The sequence below is a fragment of the Paracoccus sp. 08 genome (genome assembly GCF_024105395.1).
Taxonomy (GTDB): Bacteria; Pseudomonadota; Alphaproteobacteria; order Rhodobacterales; family Rhodobacteraceae; genus Paracoccus; species Paracoccus marcusii.
The window spans coordinates 1-14,116 of sequence record NZ_WEKR01000027.1; the positions used below are offsets into that span (position 1 = coordinate 1).

The 14,116-nt window shown below is 58.6% G+C and carries 22 protein-coding genes; 15 read left to right on the plus strand and 7 right to left on the minus strand.

Going from position 1 to position 14,116, the window contains the following annotated elements:
* Window positions 1-347: 347 nt before the first annotated feature.
* Entirely contained in the window at window positions 348-992 is a 645-nt protein-coding gene (locus GBO37_RS10595; protein ID WP_252928886.1) for a L,D-transpeptidase, read from the minus strand.
* A gap of 258 nt (window positions 993-1,250) precedes the next feature.
* Between GBO37_RS10595 and GBO37_RS10600 the strand changes: the two genes are divergently transcribed.
* The 3 genes from GBO37_RS10600 (at window position 1,251) to GBO37_RS10610 (ending at window position 3,044) form a co-directional block, all read left to right on the plus strand.
* A complete protein-coding gene (locus tag GBO37_RS10600) occupies window positions 1,251-1,712 on the plus strand; it encodes a DUF411 domain-containing protein (protein WP_252928965.1) in 462 nt (153 codons plus the stop codon).
* A 33-nt stretch (window positions 1,713-1,745) separates the two neighbouring features.
* A complete protein-coding gene (locus GBO37_RS10605; protein ID WP_252928888.1) occupies window positions 1,746-2,300 on the plus strand; it encodes a murein L,D-transpeptidase family protein in 555 nt (184 codons plus the stop codon).
* Window positions 2,301-2,453: 153 nt separating this feature from the next.
* A complete protein-coding gene (locus tag GBO37_RS10610; RefSeq protein ID WP_252928891.1) occupies window positions 2,454-3,044 on the plus strand; it encodes a L,D-transpeptidase in 591 nt (196 codons plus the stop codon).
* 183 nt (window positions 3,045-3,227) lie between these two features.
* On the opposite strand, the gene GBO37_RS10615 is transcribed toward GBO37_RS10610, so the two are convergent.
* Window positions 3,228-3,644, minus strand: coding sequence for a VOC family protein (locus GBO37_RS10615; protein WP_252928893.1), 417 nt, complete (start codon window positions 3,642-3,644; stop codon window positions 3,228-3,230).
* A gap of 264 nt (window positions 3,645-3,908) precedes the next feature.
* On the opposite strand from GBO37_RS10615, the gene GBO37_RS10620 reads away from it, so the two are divergent.
* The gene (locus tag GBO37_RS10620; RefSeq protein WP_252928895.1) at window positions 3,909-4,862 is read left to right on the plus strand and encodes a phosphotransferase; all 954 of its coding nucleotides are present in this window, start codon (window positions 3,909-3,911) and stop codon (window positions 4,860-4,862) included.
* Between the two features lie 968 nt (window positions 4,863-5,830).
* Window positions 5,831-6,037, plus strand: a complete 207-nt coding sequence (locus GBO37_RS10625) for a hypothetical protein (RefSeq protein ID WP_252928897.1) — start codon at window positions 5,831-5,833, stop codon at window positions 6,035-6,037.
* 7 nt (window positions 6,038-6,044) lie between these two features.
* On the opposite strand, the gene GBO37_RS10630 is transcribed toward GBO37_RS10625, so the two are convergent.
* A complete protein-coding gene (locus GBO37_RS10630) occupies window positions 6,045-6,518 on the minus strand; it encodes a hypothetical protein (protein ID WP_252928899.1) in 474 nt (157 codons plus the stop codon).
* 112 nt (window positions 6,519-6,630) lie between these two features.
* On the minus strand, window positions 6,631-6,918 hold the full coding sequence (locus GBO37_RS10635) for a hypothetical protein (protein ID WP_252928902.1): 288 nt from the start codon (window positions 6,916-6,918) through the stop codon (window positions 6,631-6,633).
* 343 nt (window positions 6,919-7,261) lie between these two features.
* Here GBO37_RS10635 and GBO37_RS10640 point away from each other — a divergent pair, with 343 nt between their 5' ends.
* The 5 genes from GBO37_RS10640 (at window position 7,262) to GBO37_RS10660 (ending at window position 9,440) form a co-directional block, all read left to right on the plus strand.
* The gene (locus GBO37_RS10640) at window positions 7,262-7,453 is read left to right on the plus strand and encodes a hypothetical protein (protein WP_252928904.1); all 192 of its coding nucleotides are present in this window, start codon (window positions 7,262-7,264) and stop codon (window positions 7,451-7,453) included.
* Window positions 7,454-7,955: 502 nt separating this feature from the next.
* Window positions 7,956-8,162, plus strand: a complete 207-nt coding sequence (locus GBO37_RS10645) for a cold-shock protein (protein WP_045999875.1) — start codon at window positions 7,956-7,958, stop codon at window positions 8,160-8,162.
* Complete coding sequence (locus GBO37_RS10650) at window positions 8,159-8,734, plus strand: uracil-DNA glycosylase family protein (protein WP_252928905.1); 576 nt, start codon at window positions 8,159-8,161, stop codon at window positions 8,732-8,734. Before GBO37_RS10645 ends, GBO37_RS10650 begins: the two co-directional genes overlap by 4 nt.
* A 37-nt stretch (window positions 8,735-8,771) precedes the next feature.
* Window positions 8,772-8,954: a hypothetical protein gene (locus tag GBO37_RS10655; protein WP_252928906.1), complete on the plus strand. Its 183-nt coding sequence runs from the start codon at window positions 8,772-8,774 to the stop codon at window positions 8,952-8,954.
* Window positions 8,955-9,035: 81 nt separating this feature from the next.
* Window positions 9,036-9,440 (plus strand): hypothetical protein, encoded by a 405-nt coding sequence (locus GBO37_RS10660; RefSeq protein WP_252928907.1) that lies wholly within the window; start codon window positions 9,036-9,038, stop codon window positions 9,438-9,440.
* A gap of 538 nt (window positions 9,441-9,978) precedes the next feature.
* On the opposite strand, the gene GBO37_RS10665 is transcribed toward GBO37_RS10660, so the two are convergent.
* Both GBO37_RS10665 and GBO37_RS10670 read right to left on the minus strand, forming a co-directional pair.
* Entirely contained in the window at window positions 9,979-11,016 is a 1,038-nt protein-coding gene (locus GBO37_RS10665) for a helix-turn-helix domain-containing protein (protein WP_252928908.1), read from the minus strand.
* Between the two features lie 60 nt (window positions 11,017-11,076).
* A complete protein-coding gene (locus GBO37_RS10670; RefSeq protein ID WP_252928909.1) occupies window positions 11,077-11,379 on the minus strand; it encodes a hypothetical protein in 303 nt (100 codons plus the stop codon).
* A gap of 273 nt (window positions 11,380-11,652) precedes the next feature.
* Between GBO37_RS10670 and GBO37_RS10675 the strand changes: the two genes are divergently transcribed.
* Together GBO37_RS10675 and GBO37_RS10680 are read left to right on the plus strand one after the other, a co-directional pair.
* On the plus strand, window positions 11,653-11,829 hold the full coding sequence (locus GBO37_RS10675; RefSeq protein ID WP_252928910.1) for a hypothetical protein: 177 nt from the start codon (window positions 11,653-11,655) through the stop codon (window positions 11,827-11,829).
* A gap of 22 nt (window positions 11,830-11,851) precedes the next feature.
* Entirely contained in the window at window positions 11,852-12,049 is a 198-nt protein-coding gene (locus tag GBO37_RS10680) for a hypothetical protein (RefSeq protein ID WP_252928911.1), read from the plus strand.
* On the opposite strand, the gene GBO37_RS10685 is transcribed toward GBO37_RS10680, so the two are convergent.
* The gene (locus GBO37_RS10685; protein WP_252928912.1) at window positions 12,046-12,618 is read right to left on the minus strand and encodes a putative metallopeptidase; all 573 of its coding nucleotides are present in this window, start codon (window positions 12,616-12,618) and stop codon (window positions 12,046-12,048) included. The genes GBO37_RS10680 and GBO37_RS10685 overlap by 4 nt on opposite strands.
* A 148-nt stretch (window positions 12,619-12,766) precedes the next feature.
* On the opposite strand from GBO37_RS10685, the gene GBO37_RS21470 reads away from it, so the two are divergent.
* The 3 genes from GBO37_RS21470 to GBO37_RS10695 all read left to right on the plus strand — a co-directional run bounded on the left by GBO37_RS21470 (window position 12,767) and on the right by GBO37_RS10695 (window position 14,106).
* Complete coding sequence (locus tag GBO37_RS21470) at window positions 12,767-12,895, plus strand: hypothetical protein (protein WP_256480605.1); 129 nt, start codon at window positions 12,767-12,769, stop codon at window positions 12,893-12,895.
* Window positions 12,892-13,059, plus strand: a complete 168-nt coding sequence (locus GBO37_RS10690) for a hypothetical protein (protein ID WP_252928914.1) — start codon at window positions 12,892-12,894, stop codon at window positions 13,057-13,059. The genes GBO37_RS21470 and GBO37_RS10690 overlap by 4 nt, the downstream gene beginning before the upstream one ends.
* A 303-nt stretch (window positions 13,060-13,362) precedes the next feature.
* Complete coding sequence (locus GBO37_RS10695; protein ID WP_252928916.1) at window positions 13,363-14,106, plus strand: Crp/Fnr family transcriptional regulator; 744 nt, start codon at window positions 13,363-13,365, stop codon at window positions 14,104-14,106.
* The last annotated feature ends 10 nt before the right edge of the window (window positions 14,107-14,116 follow it).

Here is a 14,116-nt window from a genome sequence, read left to right on the forward strand (position 1 = left end):
ACCTTCACGGCGCTCGATCTCTCGCAACAGCATCAGCCCGGCATCCGAACTCATCCTGGCACCGTCAAATCCGAGCAGGACCTGCTTGCCATCGACCGGTGACAAACACAGACGAGAGGGTGTAGAAACATCCATGGTGAGGCGCGGCATCCTGATAAACTGCGGTTTTTGGCGTAGGAACCATAAAACTACAGTTCTTCAAGTGGTTAAGCCAGCCTCACCAACCCCTCACGAATAATCCGGGTTAAATCAAGCTCTCTTCCACAACCGTTACTTCATCTACTCATAAAGCTGCCTTGATAAGCGGCCGGATCTGGCTGAGTGAAACAGCGGTTGCCCTTGATCTGCTATTCTCCTGGATAAAGAATAGCAGTGACGCCGGTTTCGACTTGCTCGTAAAGATCGTTGATATGCGCCATCACCATGCGAACGCATCCCGAACTTGCTCGACTTCCAATGGACGTGGGGACTGGCGTCCCGTGAATGCGCAAATAGGTATCACGGTTTCCGACATAAAGATAAAGCGCCCGCGAACCGAGCGCATTTGAAGGTCCGGGCTCCATGCCATTGGCGTATTGCGCGTAAGCTTCCGGTTCCCGTGCGATCATACTTGGCGTTGGAGTCCAGTGCGGCCACTTTGCTTTGCGCTGGACCGTGTAGGTTCCTGGCTCATAAAGATCGCCACGTCCAATGGCTACTCCGTAACGCATTGCCGTGCCATCATTTTGAATATGATAAAGATAGCGCGCGACCGCATCGACGTGAATGTCACCGGGCGTTAGACCGTCATTGGCTTCGACACGCTGCGGCAAGAACCTCGGATGCAGTCCCCAAGGATTTGAAGTGGCTGGATCATAGGCTGCCGGGGTGATCTCCGCATCCCAAGCAGCCATTTGCGCCTCGCTCGGCCACGACATTGCAAAGCCGGGTGAAGCAATTGCCGGCGAGAACAGGGCGCCGGTTGTCAGGATGAAATGGCGACGTGTCAGCATTCTTCTCTCGCGATTATTCTTGAGACGGTCTTCCGTTCCGTGTCTCTGATATCATGAGAAGACACAAGCTTGGGTGGGTAAAACCTAGGTGTTAAGCAGCCATGCTCTCTTCCACTTGCTCAACCATGACCTCGCATAAGGGCACAGCACCTAACAAGCCCGTGAACTCTGAAATTGTGACTTGAACCTCTAGCAGCTTGAGGTTGCTTGTTGTCACAAGCATCAATCCGGCAAGTGCCGGAAGAGGGACGGATCATGATGGAATTGACACGGCGAGCCGTGCTTCTTGCCGCTGCCGCAAGCGCACTGCCGACACTCGGACTGTCGGAAAATGCCCCCACGATCCATGTTGTCGAGGGAAGCGGCTGCGAGTGCTGCAAGCAGTGGACGAACTATCTTCGAGAGAACGGCTTCCAGGTGACGAGCGAAGAGCGGTTCGGCACCCTTCTCATGCAGCACAAGATCGATCTTGGCGTGCCTGTCGAACTGACGTCCTGCCATACCGGATCGATTGAAGGGTACTTCCTGGAAGGGCATGTTCCGGTCGCCGATATCCGCAAGCTGTTGCAGGATCGTCCGGACGCTTTGGGGATCACTGTTCCGGGAATGCCTTTCGGAAGCCCGGGAATGGGTCCGGAAAGCCAGCGCGTGGCTTACGACGTCCTGCTGATCGGCAAGGACGGCAGCAGTGAAGTCTTCAACAGCTATCCCGCTGCATAAATCAGCCGAACGCCTTCTGCAGGAACCCTCGTCATGTCCCATTTCACCCGCCGCCATGCCTCACTGGCCATGATTGCAGCTTTGGCAGCCTGCGGACGTTCCGGCTCATCCGGCGTGAACACTCAAGCCGCAGCCAGACCGATACCGGAGTTCAAGCGCTATTTCGGACCACCCGTGACGCAGGTGGTGGTCTACAAGAGCCAGCGCAGAATGCATCTCATCAGCGGCACGACCCTGCTGAAGTCGTATGACTTCGGGTTGGGCAATCAGCCGATCGGCCACAAGCAGTTCGAGGGTGACGGGAAGACCCCTGAGGGTCTGTATTTTGTTGACCGCTTCAATCCACGCAGCCGCTATCACCTGTCGGTGGGCATTTCCTACCCGAACGATCAGGACAAGGCCTACGCCGCACAGTTCGGCCGACAGGCAGGGGGAGACATCATGTTCCATGGCCGGGGGCCTGAAGGAAATGTCTTTGCCCCCAAGAACCGAGACTGGACGGCAGGCTGCCTTGCGCTGACAGACCAGGAGATCGAGGACGTCTACGCCATGCTCCAGCCAAGAACGCCGGTGATGATCTACGCGTAGTTCCGGGGGACTTCCTTTTTATCTGAGAGGCCGTGGCCTGTTGCAGATTGTCCGAAACGAACCAAAAATTCTCTGGATCATCTTGGTCCAAGCCCGGCGCTCGGTTATTGCTTTGGGAAAAGCTGTCGAAAACGAAAAGAGGGAGGCAGGAGCATGTCCAGGGACCGCAGAACCTTTTTGCAGGGGCTTGTTGCAGCAAGCGTCATCCTCCCGACCACCTCTGCCCTTGGGCAGAACCTGCAGCCCAACGCAGGCCAAACCTCTCTGAACGGTGGACCGCAGCGCAACCTTTCCTCGTTTCGGGAACGGCATTGGCGCGACTACTACCCGTCGCTCGGTAAGGGCGTCATCCTGGCCGATGTCACCTCCCGCGCAGTCCATTACTGGTCGGGCGATGAGAGCGTCCATTTTGTCTTCCCGTGCTCCATTCCGATGACCGAGGATCTGACGCGCCGTGGCCAGACCGAGGTTGTCAGGAAAGTGAAGCACCCGCCTTGGACGCCCACGCCAAGCATGCGTGAAAAGGACCCCAACCTGCCGCAGCGCGTGGAAGGCGGGGCTCCCGAAAATCCGTTGGGAGAGTACGGCCTGTACCTGGCCTGGCCTGCCTACCTTGTTCACGGCACCCATGACACCCGCAAGATCGGCCGTAAATCCTCGTCCGGTTGCTACGGACTTTACAATGAGCATGTGGCTCGGCTGTTCGCGGTGGCTGAAATCGGAACACAGGTCACTGTGTTCTGATCGACCGGGCCGTGTCCCAACGATTGGTGTAGGAGGCCGCGCGCGGAGCCCCCGGCGTAGCGCGAGCCGCGCGGCCGGTGGTGAGGCTGGCGGCCTTCAAGTCGATGACCCTGCGCCGCGTCCTTGGCCGCTTTGCGGGACATGGACGAAGCGGGCTTTCATCGGACTTGGGCAAATGGCGGCCTAACCGTCTCGTCCGGGATCGTCTGGATTGTTGGAATAAAGCGCGATCTTGTTTCCCTGAGGGTCCCGGAGATAGCCAACGTAGAAATGAGGGCCATACGCATCGCGGAAACCAGGTTGTCCTTCGTCCCGGCCGTTAGCAGCGAGCGCTGCCGAATGAAGTTCACGGACTTCTTGTTGGCTCCGTGCCTGGAACGCGACCATCGAGCCATTGCCGACCGATGCCGGACGTCCGTCAAATGGGGGTTTGACGTAAAATGCGGGCAAGACGGCAGGTTCATCAAGAAGCTCGGGGAGCTCGTAGCTCAGACCTTCCTGGCCTTCTACCAGTTCGTAGCCGAGGGCAGGCAGGAATGCAGAGTAAAATCGCTTCGCGCGCGGGATGTCATCGGCACCAATGGTGATATAGCTGATCATACGACAGGTCCATTGTCAGAGGATGATAGGCGATTGTGCCGAGTTTCATCTGCGATCCATAGGACAGAATACTTCACGGCTTCCAGAAATTGGGGCGCGATTTTACAAAAATTCAGTGATTTAGGCATAGCGCGCCATTTAGAAGTAAACGCTCGCCCCGTCGATGCCTGCCTGATGCACGGGCGGTAGCTATGGGGGACGGAGCTGCCGTTGAATCTTTCTCACTGTTGGCTTCTTATCTCCGCATCACAGGAGGGTAGGACCGTGAAACTTTGGCCGGACATCTCGGATGAAGAAGACTTCGAGCGATGGCGGTCCGGCTCACACCGCTGGTTGCCCCTCGTCATCGAGATTGCGCGAAGGGCAAATATGGATGCCATCTCGCCTACCTCATTTAAGAATGGCACCAACCTCGTCGTCGACTTGAATGGCAGCGCCATCTTAAAGATTTTCCCGCCGATTTACGCTGCACAGTTCGCAGTCGAACGACTTACGCTGCGCCAACTCGATGGCCGTTTGTCCGTCCCAATCCCTCGGATACTGGCAGAAGGGGAGGACAGCGGATGGTCATGGCTGATCATCACCAAGCTGCCCGGGACAGTAGGGTCCGAGGTCTGGCCGGTATTATCTGAGCAAGAACGCCTCGCCATTCTAGGCGACATCGGGCGCACGATTGCAGAGGTCCAAGCCGTCGATCCCGGAGAGTTGCTTGAGATGCAGCCGGCCTGGCCAGACTTCATCAAGCGTCAGACCGAAGGCTGCATCGAGCGGCATAGACGTCAGGGCTTAGAGGAGTCCCTGTTAGCCGATCTGCCAGCCCTTCTACACGTTGCGCCCTCAGTGCTGCCCGCGGAAGTGCAGCCTGTTATCCTGACCGGGGAATGGATTCCAGAAAATTTGCTTCTGACAGAAACGTCCGATGGCTGGCAGTTGGCGGCGGTCATCGACTTCGGTGACGTGATGACGGGCTGGCGCGAATACGATCTCTTGGGCCCAAGTACCTTCATGTGCGCAGGCGTCCCCGACCGCCTCCGGGCATTTCTTGAAGGCTATGGTGTGCCCGCAGAGGACTATAACAATGCAATGCGCCGACGCTTGACGACGCTGATGATGCTCCACGGGGCGAGTGACATGCGCGGCATCGCCATCTGCGACTGGCAGGCTTCCGTCAGAAAGCTAGAGGATCTTGAAGACCTGATCTGGCCCAAAGCCCTATAGGACTCGATCCTCACGAAAGGCAGCTTTGGGATCTCCGCGTCGATCTGCGGTATGGCGGTAGGGGTAGCTATCTGACGCGGGGAAGTCGTCTGCAAAGCAGAAAAACTGGCTTTCTCTGCGGTATCATATGTTGTCACCAAATTAAAATGTCGCGTGTTCCGCCATTTAGAAATGTCGCTTGCCGTGCAGCGAGGCGGCGAGCCGGCCTCGGCCCGCTCTCTCCATCAAGGGCCGTAGGGACGGGGCCGGCGGCTTTGGTCTTTGTCGCGTTACCCCTAATTCCGGCACACGGCGCATTGGGCAGCGTTTGTTGCCCTTAAATATAACATTCAGACGCCAGCTCGTGGAAGTTATTCCCTTTCCGCAGGACAATACGATCAACCGCTGCAAGAAGACGGGGCTACAGTTCGAACGCACGAAGCATGGCAACTCTGGCGTCCCAATCGAGACCAGTGCTGAACATTGTCGCCTTGACCAGTGGACGTAACTTCGCCACGGCGAAGGCAGAAAGGCAGAAAGGCAGAAAGGCAGAAAGGCAGAAAGGCAGAAAGGCAGAAAGGCAGAAGAGTTTCACGTCGGGTTTGAGCCTATAAAAGGCAAAGGCCGTATGCGCGTGAACGGACTTAAGCGCGTTGGCGTAGACAGCTTTACAAGCGATCAAGGGACCGATGCCCGGCGCAGCGGCTCAGCACCAGCACCGCCACAGTCTGCGTCATTACCTTCCATCGCTGCCAACCGTCCAAATCCGCGCACCCTATGTCAGATTTAACAGCAAGAATGTCGAGTTTAATGGCAAGATACCGTTGTTAATGGCAAAGCCGACCCATTGATTTAGTTGACTTTTCTATACCGCATTTAAGGGCTACGCGACAATATGATTGAACCCTGTAATAGGTTTTATCGGCGTGGCTACAGGCGCTGGCACGGATCGGTTCGGAATTGCAGCGTTTCACCGGCTGTCCCTGATCATGATGGGCCTTGGGCTTGCCAGCCTCGCGGCAGGATCCTGGACGCCGATCCTGCCGTTTCTGGCGATGGGGGTGTTCGGGGCCGGCTATATCATCTCATGCGGGGCCTTGCTGTTTTGGGGCATCACGCTGTTTCCAGAGCGTTCGGACCTAGGGCTCGGCCTGCCCTTCTGGATGATTGCGGTCCGTGAGGCTCTACACGCCTGATACCTCACTACAGGTCGCATATGCCCATAGCGGTGTCGAACGACGTGTCTGATGCCGACAGCTCTCCACTATCGATGTCGATTGGCCGAAACGGCGGAAGTTCTTGGGCGGCGGGTTGGACCTGGCTGAGACGATAGCAGCCGGTGTACACGGTGGTCCCGTCGGTGATCACCGCTTCGATCGCAACTGGAACAGCGAAGTGCAGCGTACCAGCAGCCCCATCGGCGATGACCTCTCCCTGGCGCAGACGGACGCTTTGGGTGGTGGCGTAGCCCTCACGGAAGGCGGCCAGGTCCGGAGCAGTTCTGGGATCAAAGTAGCTGTGCGCGCGAAGGTACTCCTGCCTGTTTATGGCATTATAAAGCGACGCCACCACCCGGTCTGCAGTAGACCGATCATCGAGATAGGGGGCGACCTCTTGCGTATATGAAAGCGTCGACGGCAAGGCAGCAAGCACTGCGAAGGTAAGGGTGCGGATCATGCCAAGAGCCTCGATCTGATACTGATGATAAAGAGGTGGATTGCTTGGTGTCGCGGCAGTGCAGCGCGGTGTGGCTACACCTCTTCCACTGAACTGGTGCGCGCGATGTTCATCAGCGGCAAGAGTAGCTGAACAGGTACCGCCCATCGCCTCCTGGACGACCGGGGCCAACCGAGCATACGCGCTGATTGCTGAGGAGGTAGTCGCGGGCAGCCCCTCGATACTCGGTCTCCGGATCCTCGATGCTGGCAGCCATCAAGGCGACCTCCAGTTGGCCGCGGCGATCGGCGATGTACCAGGCATTCCCCTTGTAGAAATGTTCATCGGCAGTGCCGAAATCGGAGACGGGCGGTGTTGCGCATCCCCCGAGAACAAGTAAGCCGATCAATGCGTATTTCATGCCGAGCTCAGTCCCTTACGATCACGCAGTCATGCCGCGCCTTTGATATAAAGACGAACCTTCGTTGGCAGCGTGGGTTCCGCGGCAAGCATCGGTCTTCTTGTTCTACCGGCGCGCGTTCTCCGGTGAGAGATCATTGATGCCGGCAAACTTACGGTCAGGGGTGCAGGCGAACGGATCAAGAAGCCAGGCCTCCAGACCGAGCACGTCTGGCACTGCGATTTCCGATAGGGCCTGGATGCAGAAAGATACCGGGCAAATGTCAGGATAATAGTCGGACTAAGCAAACCACCTTGCGGAACACTGGATCCTGCCAGCGGTTAAGGTCCAGGAGGACCATGTCATGACGCAAGACCAACCGAAACCAACCCCCACCAATCAGGTTCAAGAGGCCGCGAAAACAGAGCGACACCCTGAAGTGCCTGACCATGCCATAGATAAGAAGAACCCAGCTGTCCCCGGCGGCAACCGTCCTGACGCCGCAGTCGCGGAAGACCCAGCCAAGCCCGGCCTTATCGACAAGAGCAAGACTTGACCTGAGCGACAATGCATTGACGTCAAGGCCCGCCCGCTCGGCGGGCCTTCGAGTAGGAAAGCGTGTCGATACAATTTAAGGGATCGCGGGATTGTCGATGCTCCTATAGGTTGAATCCAACAGCATTCCCTGTTGTCACTTGGCCCCGCTCGGCAACTCCCTCCAGTCGAGCGGGGCATTTTCCCTCAATAGCTGTTCCGAAACCGTCCGCTACCAAGGCTGACAGATGAGCGTCCTCTAGAACACCGACGCGTGTCGACGCTTCTGATCTGAAGGTGGGAGTTCGCGCAGTTCAACGCAAACTTCAGACTCTGGATCTTACACCATTGTTCGAAGTCCTTGCGCGTTGCGATGCGGTCGGTCGCCCGCCCCAGATCTATCCACTTTGGCATCAATCGCAGTTCGCGACGCCTCGGTTCAGGCCGGCGGCGAAATCGGTAGCTTGCCCGATCGCGCGTGATCGCCGAATGTCGCCGCATCAGAAATCGTCTTGGAGAATGAAATGCCCAGAGGAACGGTCAAGTGGTTCAATGCGGACAAAGGCTTCGGCTTCATCCAACCGGAAGGCGGCGCGCAGGATGTCTTCGTCCACATCTCGGCCGTTGAGCGCGCCGGCTTGCAGACCCTGAAGGACGGTGCAGCCGTGTCCTACGAACTGGAAACAGGTCGCGGCGGCAAGACCAGCGCGATCGACCTTCGGTTGGTATGAAGACTGCCGACCACACCGGTGGGGTATTAGCTAACTTTGCCGCTCGGCTGAAATCGCTTGTAGGCGACCCGTGTTCGGGTCGCCCCTTTGTCTGCACCGGGTCACCCCTGGCCTGTCGCGTGTTTATTGTCGGCCAGAACCCGGCCAGGGAGACTGCCAACTTCTGGCGCTATTGGTCGGATGATGATGGTATGAACCGCGCCGCGTGGCGCGAGCGCTACCTCGCCAAAAATGCATTGAGCCCCACCAGAAAGCGGATCGAGCGCCTGGCCGACCTCATCAGTGCACCTGTTCTTGAGACAAACATCTGGTGCGTTGAGGCTGGGAGCGGCAAGCACCTGACACGCGCGGACAGAAGCACTGCCGTCTTTGAAATGTTGCTCGAGCAGATCCGACCGGCTGTCGTCGTCGCACATGGATCGAAGTCGATCTCCCTGCTTGATCAGTTAAGCACCGGCGCGCAGGTGATCGCCGTGCCTCACCTGTCCGGATTGGGAAGCCCGAAAGGCTTCGGCTGGAACGACGAAAGGCTCCAGCAACTGGCGGCACGCGTAAACGGTGCAGTATCATGACCAGGTGGCACGCCGCGCCATAGAAGAGCCTAATCTCATGGGCCTCAGCCAGGTTCAGATCATCCGCTCGCTGGCAGAAGCCTTGCAATGGTTCGAGAAGGAGCTGTCCTGGGGCGCCGAAGTTGCCGAGTTGCGCCACCTGACGGGCCGCATCGGCGAGCTATACACCGCGATGATCACCCGCGGGCAGATGGCGGTCGCCGTGAACCAGGTTGGCTAAGATGTCGTCTCGGCCGAGGGCGACAAGATTTCGGTTAAGACGTTTACCACGTCCACAAGGGTCGACTTCAAGGCGAGCACCTTGCACCACGCGACCCGGGTCATGGTTCTGCAGATCCTGGTCGAGGAGGGTGAACCCTCGATACGAGAGGCGCTCGACTGCTCGGTCGAGGAGTTGAGGCCAATGTTACGCGACGTCGGCGGCCAGCTGTATCTGCCGGTGAACAGGATCCGTGCATCGCCTGAGGAGCTTCCAAGGAACCTGGCTGATCTACAGGTCGTCGCGTCCGCCAACTGGCGCAACCTCCAAATCGTTCGTCTCGTGAACGGCACAATCCTGGTCAAGGACGAAGGCGGGACGCTCCCGCAAGCTCTGCCCGTGCTCCTCCAGGTCGCTCGCGACCTTAATGTCGATGTTCTGAACCCGATGGGCAACCCAAAGAACACCAGGACCCTCGGTGCGGATATCATCAAGTCGCTAGCCTGATGTAACTGCCTGACTCGACGCAACTGTCGCGTAGCCGTTAAGGCGGAGACGCCAAGGCAGACAGCTCAGGACGTTTCAGCACTTCGCGCTATTGCCCGGCGCCGGATGAGCGGCTCCAGTATTGCGGCGAAGACGTGGTCCCGACACTGGAACAGATCTTCGCCAAAATCAGCTCCCTGCCGCCTGTGTCGCGGAGCTGTCAGTTCCGGTGAACTAAAGCTGGTATAATTGATGACATATCCACAGTGAGACAGACCATGTGCGCCGTTGCGGTAGTCCCTGTCCCATTTCCGCTCGACTTCGATGTCGAGGAAGATCCCTGTCTGGTCTGCAAAAGCGAGCTCAACGCCGACTGGATCTGTACGAGGTGTCATGCCGATCACTTTGAGGGCGTTATGCTCCTGATCGGATATGGATCGCCGAGGAGGGGCGCGCCGGGCATCCAAGATTTCGCGCAAGGTGCCGGTAGAACGGGGCCCAGCTAATTCGTCTTGCCCCCGCTTCACCGGACACGCGGGCAGTTGTAGTTCGAGGCGCCTTACTCCTCTTTCCGCTGCCGGCCTCCCGCGCGGCGCACGACATCATCCACGCCCGACATCGCGGTATCTAGATCGGCCATGATCCGGTCAAGTTGGCCCTCGTCTCGCTCTTCCATCAGACGATCCAATTGACCGCTTGGCTTCAGGTTTCCGCGTGGTCCTTCCCGGCCAGCGAACACACCGCCACGAACGGCCCCTGCCCTTCCCGCATGGCCCATCCGCGCGGCGAGGGAGGGCAGCGCCCAGAACCGGGAGGTGCTGCGGGCGGTGAGGTTGCTGAGGCAGCCGGCATCGACCAGCTCGCCGATCAGCGACAGGGCCGTCCGGCGTGTCACGCCCAGATGATCCATGACCATCGCCGAGCTGACGACCGGCTGCGCTCTCAAATAGGTAATCAGATCGGCAAGGCGCGACCGCCCATGCGCAGAAGACGTCATGGTCGTGAGACGTGCCAGCTCATGGCGCAGAGTCCCCAGGTGGCCGAGATCGTGAGAGAGGCTCCGCGTGGCTGCTTCCAGGAACGTGGCCAGCCCGGTCATCGGCGACCAGATCCGGAACCCATTGCGGGTCAGCGACACGGATGGCGGTACGATCCATCCAGCGGTCGCCGGCATCAGCAACCCCCCTGCCCTCTCGTCCAAGTCATCGCGGCCATCCTTCTGAGCGGGAGACAGTCCCTGCAGGTGCCGCGCGGCACCTTTCACGGCCATGAAGACGAGCCGCTCGGCCACAGGGCTACTGCGCCGGGAACGGAAGGCATAGCTGGCCGCCGCACGCCATCCTGCCAGGATCGGAACATGGGACCAGGTGCGACCGGCCTCCACGACCAGGGGCAGCTCCGCATCCTCGAGACGATCGCCCTCGTCGCGTGTCTGGCCGATGGGTGCAGAGGCCGCTTCGATCCGGCGCAGTGCCGCGACCGGCGCGCCGAACGGATCTCCAGGCCGCCGGATGACGGTCAGAACCTTCAGGGCCATCTCGACCGCCCGGGCATCCTCGTCCATCGCGGTGCCGCCGCTGGTCAGACGCAGCACCATCCCCTACGTCGATGTACCCTGCGTTGATGCAGCCCTAATTATGTTGCCAGAAACCGATAACTAAAATGGGGCAAACTCAACCTTGATGCGCCCTGCACTCCGGAAACGCCTCAGTTGCTCCAGCTTCTCTGCATTGTCCTCAGCCTCCTTAGACAGGCGATCGATGACCATGCGGTTAAAGGTGTCCGCACGTGCGACAAGACTGGCGAGCTCGGCATGAAGCGCTTCGGCCTCGTCGCGTTCCTGTAGGGTGTATGGCTGGGTATCCGCGTCGAAAAGCCTGCGCTCCTGATAGGCGGCCTTCTCCAAGGCGTTTTTGACCCGCATCCTGACAGAGTGCCCGACAGGAATTTCGTCAGTCACAAAGCATCCCCTTATCGCCAATCATACCAGGCCTCCAGCAGCCACCTGCTCGTAGGGGATTATCCGGAGCGATCAGGCATCGCAACTATGGGTCGGGAGGCAGACGAAGTTCCAATAGGACCTTACTGCCCTGCATATGCGCCATTATTAATACCGCATGCTTAGGGAGCCTCTCTCTGCCGATGATTCATCCACCGCGCTTTGCTCCTTAAAGGAACATAGAAGTCATCATCTTTGTGTGGGGTATCACATTAGAGGGTGTGAATGGTTTCGATGATAGCACGCAAGTATGATCTGGCAGAGAAGGATTACCGCAAGCAAGATGGCCTTCTTGGCGGCAGGGCATTGGAGATTTTGGCGCTGTTCGCCAATCCATTAAAGCAGGCGAGAGACTGGACGATGAATGTTCGGATCTCGGTGTTCAACTCGGCTTGTGCCATGATGCGATAGCCTCAGTTGGAAAGGACCAGCCATGCCAGTCGAAGAACATCCTGCGTATCCCGAATGGCGCCACGCAATCGACGAACTAAAGAAGGCTGCAGATGCGTATGACACCTGCTGTAGGCAGAATGCCCCGGACGCAGAAGTTGCCACAGCGAGGCGTCAGCTGGCCAAGGCGCAAGCCCTGTACGACAAGGCCCGTGACAAGATTGGCCTTGTTGCCGACTAGGTCGCTCCCCTGCAGGTCCCGCAGCATTGCGCGATGCCCACGGCTGCAATTTCCGGCTCGGCCTCGGCAGCCTCGATTAGCGCACGTATCCCGGCCGCATCGGCCCCATAGTGCCGCACCACACCAATGAATTCCTCGATGTCGTACCCACGCATTGTAAAGACAGGCCGCCCGGTCTGCCGATTGAACTTCGGCGCGCCGTACTCGTCCCTGTCTTGGGCGCGATGATAAAGCTCGTGCTCGATCAGCGCATAGGCCTCTGCGTCGGAAGCCTGTAGCCACCAGTTGGCGTCGAGGGTGATAATGAAGTCAGGGACTATTCCGAACCAGTCCGTCACCTGCAGCGTGGCCTTGGCGCGGCCCCATTTGCCCATCGCCCCCTGCGGTGCGCCCGGCTCGGCCGTGCCGATCACCATGCGACCCTTTTTCGCATTCGACACATTGGTCCAAAGGAAGCCGATCGAGGCTGAGTGCAGATGCGCGTGATCCGGGTTCCGCAGCGGCGCGGCGGCGTCGGTGAAGAAGGCCGACGCCCCTTCGGCTAGGTCGGCGGCGGAGCCGAACCACATGCCACAAAGCCTTCGGACTGGTGGCATTGGGTGGTTAAATTGGTCCGTGGGGGCCATGCTCCCTTCGTCGAATTACGTATCTATTCGCTGTGAAAGGTCTAGGGTGCCGAGTCCGTCGAAATTCCGGCGGCTATACAGGAGCCAGAACATGGCCAAGGGCATGAACAAGCGAAAACGCGATGAGAAAAAGCCCAAGAAGGAAGCGCCGAAGGTAATCGCGGCCGCTCCGAGCACGAAGATTTCACTGGTCGGCGCGGCACTGAAGGTGGCCAAATGACAAAGGCACCGCAGATCGCTTCCTCTGGCTCCATCGATGATGCCCGCGATGCGCGCGACGTTTTAGCCCTTTACGTGGTCAGTCGAGATCTAGGCATGGGGGCCACGCAGGCCGAGGCTTTTGCCATTCAGTCCATCGCAAACAGACGTACATCGCGTCTCTGATGCACTGAAGGGTGCGGGTTTAGTCGTTCGCACCTTTTTTGTACTCCACGACGCATCCACTTCTCCAGTACTGTCCCATGTCGAACAGGTCTGCGCACAGTCTACAAGGCCAATATCCGCACTTATCTCACGTTCGAGCAACACTTCCGGATACTTACCTCGCGCCACGACCAATGCTGCCAGTGCCAACGGCCAATGCGTGAGTGTCCAACAAACCAGCATCAGCTCTGACGGCCCAGACCGATCAAAAGCCGCCTTTGCGAAAATATCTGCTGCAACGCAAAGGTCTAACAGGAGGACACCATGGATCCTTGCGATAGCAACCCCCTGAGCCGGAAGCTTGGGGCATTTGTGGTCCTTTCTGGCGATGAGCTTTCTATTCTTGCAGCCCTGCACCAGCGCAGACGTTGCTTCGTCGCAGGGCGGGACCTGGTGCGGCAAGGTCAATCGCAGCACGCCGCCTATATTCTCGCTTCAGGCTGGGTCTGCTCCTACAAGATCCAAGCGGACGGCTCGCGCCAGATCATCGACTTCCAGATACCAGGAGATTTTTTAGGTCTGCGCAGCGTGCTCCTGCGGACGTCAGATCACAGCTTCGAGCCGATCGTCGACTGCGAAGCGGCAGAGGTGTCGGCAAGTGATCTGATCGTCGCGTTCGAGCAGGCGCCTCGGCTTGCAGCTGCAGTTCTTTGGGCTGCCTCCCGCGATGAGGCTATGCTGGTAGAGCATCTCGTCGGGGTTGGTCGCCGCGCCGCAGACGCGCGTGTCGCGCATTTTCTGCTGGAGCTATGTTCCAGGCTGGCGCTGGTCGGCCTTGGGAACCGCGAGGGATTTGACTGTCCTTTGACCCAGTATCATCTGGCGGATGCGCTTGGGCTGAGCGCTGTTCACGTGAACCGGGTGCTGCGCTCTCTGCGCGAACAAAAACTTGCGACTTTCCGCGACAATCATGTCTGCTTCCACGATTATGATCAGTTAGCCAGAATGGCCGGTTTTGACGACACCTATCTCGACCAGTCTTTACCGCTATTGCGGCGGCCATCATAGCGTCGGCACC

What these genes read in the sequence shown, in the direction of transcription:
- GBO37_RS10595 (WP_252928886.1), bottom strand. Translation starts at nt 992, where the DNA reads ATGCTGACACGTCGCCATTTCATCCTGACAACCGGCGCCCTGTTCTCG.
- GBO37_RS10605 (WP_252928888.1), top strand. Translation starts at nt 1,746, where the DNA reads ATGTCCCATTTCACCCGCCGCCATGCCTCACTGGCCATGATTGCAGCT.
- GBO37_RS10675 (WP_252928910.1), top strand. Translation starts at nt 11,653, where the DNA reads ATGATAGCACGCAAGTATGATCTGGCAGAGAAGGATTACCGCAAGCAA.
- GBO37_RS10655 (WP_252928906.1), top strand. Translation starts at nt 8,772, where the DNA reads ATGGGCCTCAGCCAGGTTCAGATCATCCGCTCGCTGGCAGAAGCCTTG.
- GBO37_RS10610 (WP_252928891.1), top strand. Translation starts at nt 2,454, where the DNA reads ATGTCCAGGGACCGCAGAACCTTTTTGCAGGGGCTTGTTGCAGCAAGC.
- GBO37_RS10665 (WP_252928908.1), bottom strand. Translation starts at nt 11,016, where the DNA reads ATGGTGCTGCGTCTGACCAGCGGCGGCACCGCGATGGACGAGGATGCC.
- GBO37_RS10690 (WP_252928914.1), top strand. Translation starts at nt 12,892, where the DNA reads ATGACAAAGGCACCGCAGATCGCTTCCTCTGGCTCCATCGATGATGCC.
- GBO37_RS10645 (WP_045999875.1), top strand. Translation starts at nt 7,956, where the DNA reads ATGCCCAGAGGAACGGTCAAGTGGTTCAATGCGGACAAAGGCTTCGGC.
- GBO37_RS10640 (WP_252928904.1), top strand. Translation starts at nt 7,262, where the DNA reads ATGACGCAAGACCAACCGAAACCAACCCCCACCAATCAGGTTCAAGAG.
- GBO37_RS10685 (WP_252928912.1), bottom strand. Translation starts at nt 12,618, where the DNA reads ATGTGGTTCGGCTCCGCCGCCGACCTAGCCGAAGGGGCGTCGGCCTTC.
- GBO37_RS10680 (WP_252928911.1), top strand. Translation starts at nt 11,852, where the DNA reads ATGCCAGTCGAAGAACATCCTGCGTATCCCGAATGGCGCCACGCAATC.
- GBO37_RS10615 (WP_252928893.1), bottom strand. Translation starts at nt 3,644, where the DNA reads ATGATCAGCTATATCACCATTGGTGCCGATGACATCCCGCGCGCGAAG.
- GBO37_RS21470 (WP_256480605.1), top strand. Translation starts at nt 12,767, where the DNA reads ATGGCCAAGGGCATGAACAAGCGAAAACGCGATGAGAAAAAGCCCAAG.
- GBO37_RS10635 (WP_252928902.1), bottom strand. Translation starts at nt 6,918, where the DNA reads ATGAAATACGCATTGATCGGCTTACTTGTTCTCGGGGGATGCGCAACA.
- GBO37_RS10695 (WP_252928916.1), top strand. Translation starts at nt 13,363, where the DNA reads ATGGATCCTTGCGATAGCAACCCCCTGAGCCGGAAGCTTGGGGCATTT.
- GBO37_RS10650 (WP_252928905.1), top strand. Translation starts at nt 8,159, where the DNA reads ATGAAGACTGCCGACCACACCGGTGGGGTATTAGCTAACTTTGCCGCT.
- GBO37_RS10625 (WP_252928897.1), top strand. Translation starts at nt 5,831, where the DNA reads ATGATGGGCCTTGGGCTTGCCAGCCTCGCGGCAGGATCCTGGACGCCG.
- GBO37_RS10600 (WP_252928965.1), top strand. Translation starts at nt 1,251, where the DNA reads ATGGAATTGACACGGCGAGCCGTGCTTCTTGCCGCTGCCGCAAGCGCA.
- GBO37_RS10630 (WP_252928899.1), bottom strand. Translation starts at nt 6,518, where the DNA reads ATGATCCGCACCCTTACCTTCGCAGTGCTTGCTGCCTTGCCGTCGACG.